This window comes from Pseudonocardia lutea (assembly GCF_042658055.1).
Classification (GTDB): domain Bacteria; phylum Actinomycetota; class Actinomycetes; order Mycobacteriales; family Pseudonocardiaceae; genus Pseudonocardia; species Pseudonocardia lutea.
The window spans coordinates 20,533-30,403 of the sequence record NZ_JBHSQK010000057.1 but is presented as its reverse complement, the minus strand read 5'-3'; the positions used below and the strand labels follow the sequence as shown (position 1 = coordinate 30,403).

Genomic DNA, 9,871 nt, shown 5'->3' with positions numbered 1-9,871 from the left:
CTCCCTCGTGCGCTCTTCCGGTTCCGGGCCGACACACCCGTCTCGACCTACTCGGACACCCGGACCATCGGCCGCCACCCGCCTCGCCTTTCACCCACATCCAGGCATTCAGCTGCACACCCGGTCGACCGCCGTGCGACGCCTCGTCGGGCGCGGGAGGAGCCGGGACAGCGACGGCCCTCCCGGCGCACTCCCCCGTACGCTCTTCTGGTGCGCGGGCTGACACAGCCGTCCCGACCCACCCAGACATTCGGGAACCGGCCACACACCCACTTCGGCGCCGTCGCACATCCGGGGGCTCAGCCACACACCCGGTCGACGGCCTGCGCGACACCTCGCAGGGTGTGAGAGGGGCAGGGGCAGCGACGTTCTCCCGGTGCACTCTCCCCCGTGCACCGTTTCGGTGGTGCCCGACCTGGCCGCGACGCTCCGACACGGCCCGCACACCCGACGAGGCGCGATACACCCGGTCGACGGGATGTGCCGCGCTCGTCCGGGGTGTGAGGAGCCTCCACGANTGTGAGGAGCCTCCACGACGGGTGTGCCGCACTCGAGCGGGCGTGCCGCACTCGAGCGGGCGTGCCGCACTCGAGCGGGCGTGCGGCGCCCCGAGCGGGTGTGCCGCACTCGAGCGGGCGTGCCGCACTCGAGCGGGCGTGCGGCGTCCGAGCGGGTGTGCGGCGCCCGAGCGAGTGTGCGGCGCCCGAGCGGGTGCGCCGCACACGAACAAAGGTGTCGCGCCCGAACGGGGGTGGGAGTGCACCCGAGCGGACCGCCCGAGCACGCTCCGCGCCGCAGTACGGATCCACAACGCCGCCGGAACCCGGCCCCGAGCGCAGTATGGATCCACATGCGGCCGGCAACCGGTCCTGAACGCGTCATGGATCCATGACGCGCCCCGACGCGCTGCTCGACCCTCCTGCGGCAGCTCAGTCGCCGCGGGTGTCGCGGCGCAGCGGGTGCTCCGGCGGGATCTCGATGATGCCGATCCGGACGCCGTCCGGATCGGTCACCCACATCTCGTCGAGCCCCCAGGGCTCGCGGCGCGGCTCGCGGACGATCGTCGCGCCCCGGTCGGCCAGCTCCTTGTGCGCGGCCGCGATGTCGCGGACCTGCATCCACAGGGCGACGCCGGCGCGTTCGGCGGGCTCCCCCGCCCGCCCCGACACCTCGAGGAAGCCGCCGCCGAGGAAGAACACGGTGCCGCCCGGGAACTCCCGGTAGACGGCCAGGCCGAGCACGTCCCGGTAGAAGGCGGTGGTCACGTCCGGGTCGGACGGGCGCAGCAGCACCCGCCCGGCGAGGATCTCCATCCCGCCGAGCCTACCCAGCGGAGGGCCGCTCCACCCGTGCCGCGGGCAGGCCGTCGGGCCCCGCGGGCGCGTCCGGGTCGATTCGCAGCGCGGTCATGATGCGCGCGAGGCCGAGGTAATGCGCCGCGGTGAGCGCGATCTCCACAATTTCCCGTTCCGAGTACGCTGCCGCGAGCGCCGCGTAGTTCTCGTCCGACACCTCGCCGTCGCGCACGAGTGCCGCGGTGAATTCCAGCGCCGCGCGGGTACCAGGGTCGAAGGTCCCTATTTCGCCCCGGTCGAGGGCCTCGATCTGCTCGGCGGTGCCGCCGGCGGCGAGTGCGATCGGCACGTGCTGCTCCCACTCGTAGCGGGCCGCGAGCCGTCCGACCTGGAGGATCACCAGTTCGCGCAGGAGCGGGTCGATCGCGAGGTCCGAGAGGATCGCACCACCGAACTTCAGCCACGGCCGGAAGGCCGTCTCGGCGTGCGCCATCATGCGGAAGACGTGCAGCGGAGGCATCTTCCCGAGCGTCGAGGCGACGGCGGGCGGGGCGGACTCGGGGGTCAGGTAGGTGACACGGGCCATGCCCGTGGACCCTAGATCGGATCGGCACCCGGTGCCACAACCACCTCGTCCGAGCCCACCGAGGGTCGTCCACAGCAGACGGTGACACGTCTGCGATCTGCGCCTATCCGCACCCGCCCCGCCGAACCCACTGGTAAAACCCTTGAGTAGAACTCGTGGGTAACATTTCGTCGGATACCCGAACATGTCGACGGCGAATGGGTGAAGAGCCAGGTCACGTTCCGATCTACCGCCAATTCCCGCTACGGTTCCCTCACCGCCGAAGCGAAACCTCCGGGTCCGTCGCGCCGCCGACTGCCGCGCCGCCCTGCGTTTCCCTCTCGTTCGGCCTACGTTTCGACCAGCGTCTGCCGCCTGGAGGCATCCGTATGAAGCCGTTCGTGGTCAACCGCCACGGCCGTCTCGTGTTCCCCGCGAACTTTTCGCCGGATCTCGATTTCTCGGTGCTCGACACGCTCGAGGGCGCCGCCGCCGTGATCGGTCGTGACTTCGAGTCCAAGGCCCCCACCGGGACCGAGATCGCCGAGCGCGTGGCCCGCGGCGCCTACAGCCGCCGTTTCGACCTGCTTCGCGACCTCGGCCAGAACCTGTTCTGGGTCAACCGGTGGGCGCTGACCATGTACGAGAAGCGCCCGACGCGCTGGCGCGACCTGCCCCGCACCCGGGACGACGTGTTCCTGCCCGTCGTCACGCCGTGGGTCGACGGCGAGCGCAAGGCCGCCGCCGTCGCCGAGGCCTGGCGCGCGCTGCCCGAGGGCCGGTACCCGGAGGTCGAGGAGCGCCTGTTCGGCCTGCTGTACGACGTGTACGGCAACCGCAAGCACCACGGCACGGACCTCGAGGCCGTCAAGCCCACCGTCGCGGAGTTCCTCGAGCAGCCCGGCGCCCTGACCTTCGTCCTGCCCGACCTCGAGCCGGACTACCCGACCTTCTCCGCGGCCGAGATCCTCGACGCCCACGAGGAGGCCCCCGAGCTGGAGGCCCTCTCCCGCTGGGCGATGGTGCTGCACAACCAGTACCCGTGGACCCGCTCGCGGACCCAGCTGCGCGAGGCGTCGGCGATCGGCGACGACGAGGTCGTCATCGCGTTCCACCCGCGCACCCGGGAGGTGGCGGCGTTCCTGGACCGGGTCCGCAACGGAGCGCCCGTCCGGACCCGCCCCTCCCGGCCCGCCGCCACGCCGGTCGCGCCGGCGTCGCCGCTGCCGCCGGTGAAGGTCCCGGAGACCTTCGCCGTGGCCCCGAAGCTGGAGGCGCTGGCCGTCGTGCGCGGCGAGCACGTCTGCGAGAACGCGGACGTCGTGCGCAACTCCAGCTTCTCCTGGTCCCCGATGAGCGCCGCGGAGATCACCGCGAAGACCGGGATCGAGCGGCGCCGCTACTCCGAGCACGACATCGGCGACCTCGCCCTCGCCGCGGCGGACGCCGCGCTCGCCCACTCCGGCCGTGCGCCGGAGGAGATCGGCGCGGTGCTCGTGGCGACCTGCACCAGCGACCGGCTCATCCCGTCGCTGGCCACCTGGCTCTCCGGCGAGCTCGGCCTCCTGCAGACCCACTGCTCGGCGGACATCGTGGCGGCCTGTGCCGGGCTGCCCTACGGGCTCGCCGAGGCGGTGCGCCAGCTGCAGGAGGTCGGGCGACCGGTGCTGCTGGTCTGTGTCGAGAAGTTCAGCGACAAGATCGGCGGGGTCCGGACCTCGCGGATGATCTTCGGGGACGGTGCGGCCGCCCTCGTCGTCGCCCCGGCGGCGGAGGGGTCCGCCGGGGACGTCGAGGTCCTGCAGACCTACGCGAGCGGCCCGGCCTCCCAGGTCAACTCGATCATCTGGCCGAACCCGGAGTTCGACAACGACATCACGGTCTACGGCCCGGAGGTGAAGGCGCTCGTCGCCCGCTACCTCGAGCAGATGATCGGCGAGCTCGACGCGCTGCCGGGGCCGCAGGGCGGCAAGCTGCTCGACGCGATCGAGCTGATCGTGCCGCACCAGGCGAACCGCACGATGATCGTGCAGCTCGCCGAGAAGGCGGGGCTGAGCGCGGACCAGCTGTACTTCGACATCGGCGACATGGGCAACGTCTCCGCCGCGTCCATCCCGATCGCCCTGTTCGACGCGGTGCGGGACGGCGTCGTCACCCGGCCGACCCGCGTCTTCGCGCCCGGCTTCGGGGCCGGCGCCGTCGGGGGCTACGCCGTGCTCACGGTCGACCCGGCGATCATGGCGCCGGAGGTCGTCCTGCCCCCCGCGGTGCAGGACCGTTCGACAACGGCGTTACCGCGGAACCCGGTCGCCGCAACCTCCGTCGAGGATGTCCACGTGGCGTTCGGGGCGTAGCAGGATGGCCCTCGTGAGCAGCTTCTCCCGGATCGCGATCGTCAACCGTGGTGAGCCCGCAATGCGGCTCATCCACGCCGTGCGCGAGTGGAACGCAGCGGGTGGATCCCCGCTGCGCACCATCGCGCTGCACACCGCCGTGGACCGCCGCGCCATGTTCGTGCGCGAGGCCGACGAGGCCGTGCTCATCGGCCCGGACGACCCCGACCACCTCGGCCCGTCGCCCTACCTCGACCACGCGGAGCTCGAGCGCGCGCTGAAGGTCGCCCGCGCCGACGCCGTCTGGCCGGGCTGGGGCTTCGTGTCGGAGAAGGCGGAGTTCGCCGAGCTGTGCCGGGACCTCGGCATCACCTTCATCGGCCCGTCGCCGGAGGTCATGCGCGACCTCGGGGACAAGATCGCCGCCAAGCGGCTCGCCGAGCGCGTCGGCGTGCCCCTGGCCGCGTGGTCCGGCGGGCCGGTGGCCGACCTCGCCGAGGCCCGCGAGAAGGCCGAGACCATCGGCTACCCGCTGATGGTCAAGGCCACGGCGGGCGGCGGCGGGCGCGGCATCCGCTACGTCGCGACGCCGGCGGACCTGGCCGAGGCCTTCGAGCGCGCGGCGTCCGAGGCCGGCAAGACCGCCGGCGACGCCACGGTGTTCCTCGAGCGCGCCGTCCGCGGCGGGCGGCACGTCGAGGTGCAGGTCGTCGCCGACGCCAGCGGTGACGTCTGGACCCTCGGCGTCCGGGACTGCTCGGTGCAGCGCCGCAACCAGAAGGTCATCGAGGAGTCCGCCTCCACCGCGCTCGACGCCGAGCAGGAGGAGCTGCTGCGCACCTCGGCGGCCGAGCTCGCCCGCGCCGCCGGCTACGTCAACGCCGGCACCGTGGAGTTCCTCTACGAGCCCAAGGAGCGGCTGCTGTCGTTTCTCGAGGTCAACACACGGCTGCAGGTGGAGCACCCGGTCACCGAGGCGTGCACCGGCGTGGACATCGTCAAGCTGCAGCTGCACGTGGCCGGCGGCGGCAAGCTCGCCGACCTTGCGGCGAAGCCGCCTCACGGCGGGGCCCCGGAGCCCCCGCGCGGCGCCGGGTGGGCGATCGAGGCCCGCCTGACCGCGGAGGACCCCGAGCGCGGCTTCGCGCCCGCGCCGGGCCTGATCGAGCACCTCGCGCTGCCCGCCGGGCCGGGGATCCGGGTGGACACCGGCGTCGCGACCGGCGACGTCATCCCGCCGCAGTTCGACTCGATGATCGCCAAGATCATCGCCTGGGGCCGGGACCGCGACGAGGCCCGCGCCCGGCTGGTGCGGGCGCTGCGCCAGACCGCGGCGGTGATCGACGGCGGCACCACCAACAAGGCCTTCCTGATCGACCTGCTCCAGCGGCCCGAGCTCGTCGGCGGCGAGACCGACACCACCTGGCTCGACGGGCTCATGGCGCAGGGCTACACCCCGCCGCGCCGGCTCGACGTCGCGCTGCTGGCCACCGCCGTCGAGGCGCACGACGGCCATGTCGCCCGCCAGCAGGAGCGGCTGTTCACCGCCGCCGAGCGCGGCCGTCCCGAGGTCGGGGCCGAGACCTGGCACCAGACGGACGTGCGCGCGGCCGGCGAGTCCTACCGGCTGCGGGTCGCCCGCACCCGGGCCAACCGGTACCGGGTGGTGCTCGAGGTGCCCGGCGGCGCCCCGCAGGCCGTGGACGTCGACGTCGAGCGGTCCGGCCGCTTCGAGCGCCGGCTCACCGTCGGCGACACCACGTACTCGGTGCTCTCGGCGCCGCAGGACACGGACTACCTCGTCGAGGTCGACGGCGCGGTGCACCGGATCTCCGGCGGCGAGGCCGGCATGGTCCGCGCGCCCGCGCCCGCCATGGTCGTCGCCGTCCCGGTGACCGCCGGGCAGGAGGTCGCCGAGGGCGACGTCGTCGCGATCGTCGAGTCGATGAAGCTGGAGACCGCGCTGCGCGCCCCGTTCGCGGGCACTGTGGCCGAGGTGCTGGTGCCGTCGAACACGCAGGTCGAGGGCGGTACGAAGCTCGTCCGGCTGGAGCCCGCGGCCGACGCCGAGGGCCCGGCCGCGGGCGGGGACCGCGCCGACTTCTCGGCGCTGCTCGGCACCGGCGCGGACACCGACCCCGCGGCCGCCGCCGCCGACGTCCTCACCGCGCTGCGCTGGCAGGTGCTCGGCTACGACGTCGACGAGCGGGAGTCCCGCCCGCTGCTGGCCCGGCTCGACGCCGCCCGGGCCGCGCTGCCCGGCGACGACCCGGCCGTGCTCGCCGGCGAGAAGGCGGTGCTGCGGATCTTCACCGACCTGTCGGCGCTCTCGCGCAACCGCCGCGAGTCCGACGGCGAGGGCCCCGAGGGCAACGGCAACGGCGAGTCGGGCCGCAACCCGCAGGAGTACCTGCACGCCTACCTGCGCTCCCGGGACGCGGAGGCCGAGCAGCTGCCGGAGTCCTTCCGGGCCAAGCTGCGCCGCGCGCTCGCGCACTACGGCGTGGAGCTCGACGGCGACCCGCAGCTCGAGCCGGCCCTCTACTGGATGTTCCTGGCGCACCGCCGCGCCACGGCGCACGAGCCGGTGATCCTCGATCTGCTGCAGTGGCGGCTGGCGCACCCGGAGTCGCTGACCGGGCTGCCGGCCGCGAGCCGCGAGGAGTACCTGCGCACGCTCGACGACCTGGTGCTGGCCACCCAGCTGCGCCACCCCGCCGTCGGCGACCTGGCCCGCCAGGTCCGCTACCACTCCTTCGACGCGCCGGCGGTCGCCGCCGAGCGCGAGCGGGTGCAGCACGAGGTCCGCGAGCAGCTCGACCACCTGGCCGAGCACCCGGACACCCCGGACCGCGCGGAGCGGATCGAGGCGCTGGTGGCCTCGTCCGAGCCGATCCTCGGGGTGTTCGGCGCGCGGCACAACGCGGCCCTGCTCGAGGTGATGACCCGGCGCTACTACCGGATCCGGCCGCTGCAGGACCTGCGGCTCACCGAGAGCGTCGGGCTGCCGGTGCTCACCGCGTCGTACACGCACCGCGGCAACGACCGCACGGTCCTCGCCACGGTGATCGACAACAACGACCCGCGGCGCGCGCTGGCCGCGGCGAACCAGATGCGGCGGCTGGTCGAGGAGCTCCCGGAGGGCCGCACGGCCCTGGTCGACCTGTACGTCACCTCGACCCACGCCGACGACCGGGGCGACCCGGACGCGCGGGCCGACCGGGTCCGCGCCGCAATCGGCGCCGTGGCGCCCGGCCGGGTCGCCCGCGTCGCGGTGGCGGTGCGCCCGAACCCGTCGGCGTCGCCCGACGTGCTCGCCGACCCCGGCCCGGTCTGGTTCACCTTCCGCCCGGAGGCCGACGGCACGCTCGTGGAGGATCGCACGCTGCGCGGCCTGCACCCGCTCGTCGCCGAGCGGCTGGGGCTGTGGCGGCTGGGCAACTTCGACCTGCGCCGGCTGCCCGCCGAGCCGGACGTGCACCTGTTCCACGCCACGGGCAAGAACGTGCGCGAGGACCAGCGCCTGCTGGCCCTGTCGGACGTCCGGCGGCTCACCGTGCTGCGCGACGACGCGGGGGTCATCCGGTCCCTGCCGGAGCTCGAGCGGGCGATCGACGCCTGCCTGGACAGCCTGCGCAGTGCCCGGAGCCGGGACCCGAAGCTGGCCAAGCTGAGCTGGAACCGGATCCTGCTGTACGTCTGGCCGGTCGTCGACGTCCCGTTCGAGGAGCTCGACGTCGTGGTCCGGCGGCTCGCCGCCCGCACCGGGGCGCTGGGCCTGGAGCAGGTGCTGGTGCAGTTCCGGGCCGGCCGCCCGGGTGAGGCAGGGTCGACCGAGGGGGGCCCGCACGAGTACCTGCTGCGGCTGTCCCGGCCGCCGGGCGCGGGGCTGACCGTGCGGCTCGACGAGCCGCCGACGGGCCTGATGCGCGAGCTCGACGCCTACGCCCAGAACGTCATCAAGGCGCAGCGGCGCGGCGCGGTCTACCCGTACGAGATCATCCCGATGCTCACCGGGCCCGAGGGCAGGTTCGTCGAGTACGACCTGGTGGAGGGCTCCGGGGTCGACCCGGTCGCCGAGCCGGTCGAGCGCGAGCCCGGCCGCAACACCGCCAACATCGTGCTCGGCACGGTCACCGCGCCCACCGCGAAGCAGCCCGAGGGCATGACGCGGGTGGTCCTGCTCGGCGACCCGACGCGGGGGCTGGGCGCGCTGGCCGAGCCCGAGTGCGCGCGGGTGTGCGCGGCGATCCGGCTCGCCCGCGAGCTGGACGTGCCGGTCGAGTGGTTCGCGGTGTCCTCCGGCGCCAAGATCGCCATGGACTCCGGCACGGAGAACATGGACTGGATCTCCCGCGCGCTGCGGGCGATCATCGAGTTCACCCAGGCGGGCGGCGAGGTCAACGTCGTCGTCACGGGGATCAACGTCGGCGCCCAGCCCTACTGGAACGCCGAGGCCACGATGCTGCTGCACACCAAGGGCATCCTGGTCATGACGCCGGACAGCGCGATGGTGCTGACCGGCAAGCAGAGCCTGGACTACTCCGGCGGGGTCTCGGCCGAGGACAACTTCGGCATCGGCGGCTACGACCGGATCATGGGCCCGAACGGGCAGGCGCAGTACTGGGCGCCCGACCTCGCCGGGGCCGTGGACGTCCTGTTCCGGCACTACGAGCACACCTACCGGGTGCCCGGCGAGCGGTTCCCGCGGCCGGCGCCGACCACCGACCCGGTGCAGCGCGACGTCACCACCGCGCCGCACGAGGGCGGGGAGTTCACCACCCTCGGCGAGATCTTCTCGCCCGAGACCAACCCGGGACGCAAGAAGCCCTTCGACATCCGCTCCGTGATGCGCGGCGTGGCCGACCTCGACCACGCCCCGCTCGAGCGGTGGGCCGACATGCACGACGCGGACTCCGTCGTCGTGTTCGACGCCCACCTGGGCGGGCAGCCCGTGTCCCTGCTCGGCATCGAGTCGAAGCCGATCCCGCGGCGCGGCGTGCTGCCCGTCGACGGGCCCGAGCAGTTCACCGCGGGCACGCTGTTCCCGCGCTCGTCGAAGAAGACGGCGCGGGCGATCAACGCGGCGAGCGGCAACCGGCCGCTCGTGGTGCTGGCGAACCTCTCCGGGTTCGACGGCTCGCCCGAGTCGCTGCGGGAGCTGCAGCTCGAGTACGGCGCCGAGATCGGCCGGGCCATCGTCAACTTCGACGGCCCGATCGTGTTCTGCGTGGTCTCCCGCTACCACGGCGGGGCGTTCGTGGTCTTCTCCGCGACGCTCAACGACAAGATGGAGGTCGCGGCCGTCGAGGGCTCGTACGCCTCCGTCCTGGGCGGCGCGCCGGCCGCCGCCGTGGTGTTCGCCGGCGAGGTCCGCAGGCGGACCAACGCCGACGAGCGGGTCACCGCCCTCGAGGCGCGTATCGCCGCCGCCGTCGAGGCCGGGTCCGACGCGGAGGCCTCCCGGCTGCGCACCGAGCTGGCGGCGGTCCGGGCCGCCGTCCGCTCGGAGAAGCTCGGCGCCGTCGCCGAGGAGTTCGACAGCACCCACTCCATCCAGCGGGCCCAGCGCGTCGGGTCCGTCCACCACATCGTCGATCCGCACCAGCTCCGGCCGTACCTCGTCGACGCCGTCCGCCGGGGCATCGCACGCACCCTCGAGGAACTGGAGACCTGAT

Annotated in this window: 4 protein-coding genes; 2 read left to right on the top strand and 2 right to left on the bottom strand. The window is 73.6% G+C overall.

The annotated features are described in order from the left end of the window. Positions 1–929 precede the first annotated feature (929 nt). Positions 930–1,313: a VOC family protein gene (locus ACFQH9_RS21640; RefSeq protein WP_379568300.1), complete on the bottom strand. Its 384-nt coding sequence runs from the start codon at positions 1,311–1,313 to the stop codon at positions 930–932. Between the two features lie 10 nt (positions 1,314–1,323). After that, positions 1,324–1,815, bottom strand: coding sequence for a carboxymuconolactone decarboxylase family protein (locus tag ACFQH9_RS21635; protein ID WP_379568298.1), 492 nt, complete (start codon positions 1,813–1,815; stop codon positions 1,324–1,326). Positions 1,816–2,249: 434 nt separating this feature from the next. Here ACFQH9_RS21635 and ACFQH9_RS21630 point away from each other — a divergent pair, with 434 nt between their 5' ends. Both ACFQH9_RS21630 and ACFQH9_RS21625 read left to right on the top strand, forming a co-directional pair. After that, positions 2,250–4,214 carry a 3-oxoacyl-[acyl-carrier-protein] synthase III C-terminal domain-containing protein gene (locus tag ACFQH9_RS21630; protein WP_379568296.1) on the top strand — a complete coding sequence of 655 codons (1,965 nt, stop codon included), beginning with the start codon at positions 2,250–2,252 and terminating at the stop codon, positions 4,212–4,214. Between the two features lie 13 nt (positions 4,215–4,227). Continuing rightward, positions 4,228–9,870: an ATP-binding protein gene (locus tag ACFQH9_RS21625; protein WP_417715127.1), complete on the top strand. Its 5,643-nt coding sequence runs from the start codon at positions 4,228–4,230 to the stop codon at positions 9,868–9,870. The last annotated feature ends 1 nt before the right edge of the window (position 9,871 follow it).

Coding starts and splice junctions, on each gene's coding strand:
- ACFQH9_RS21640 (WP_379568300.1), bottom strand. CDS start 1,313: ATGGAGATCCTCGCCGGGCGGGTGCTGCTGCGCCCGTCCGACCCGGAC.
- ACFQH9_RS21635 (WP_379568298.1), bottom strand. CDS start 1,815: ATGCCTCCGCTGCACGTCTTCCGCATGATGGCGCACGCCGAGACGGCC.
- ACFQH9_RS21630 (WP_379568296.1), top strand. CDS start 2,250: ATGAAGCCGTTCGTGGTCAACCGCCACGGCCGTCTCGTGTTCCCCGCG.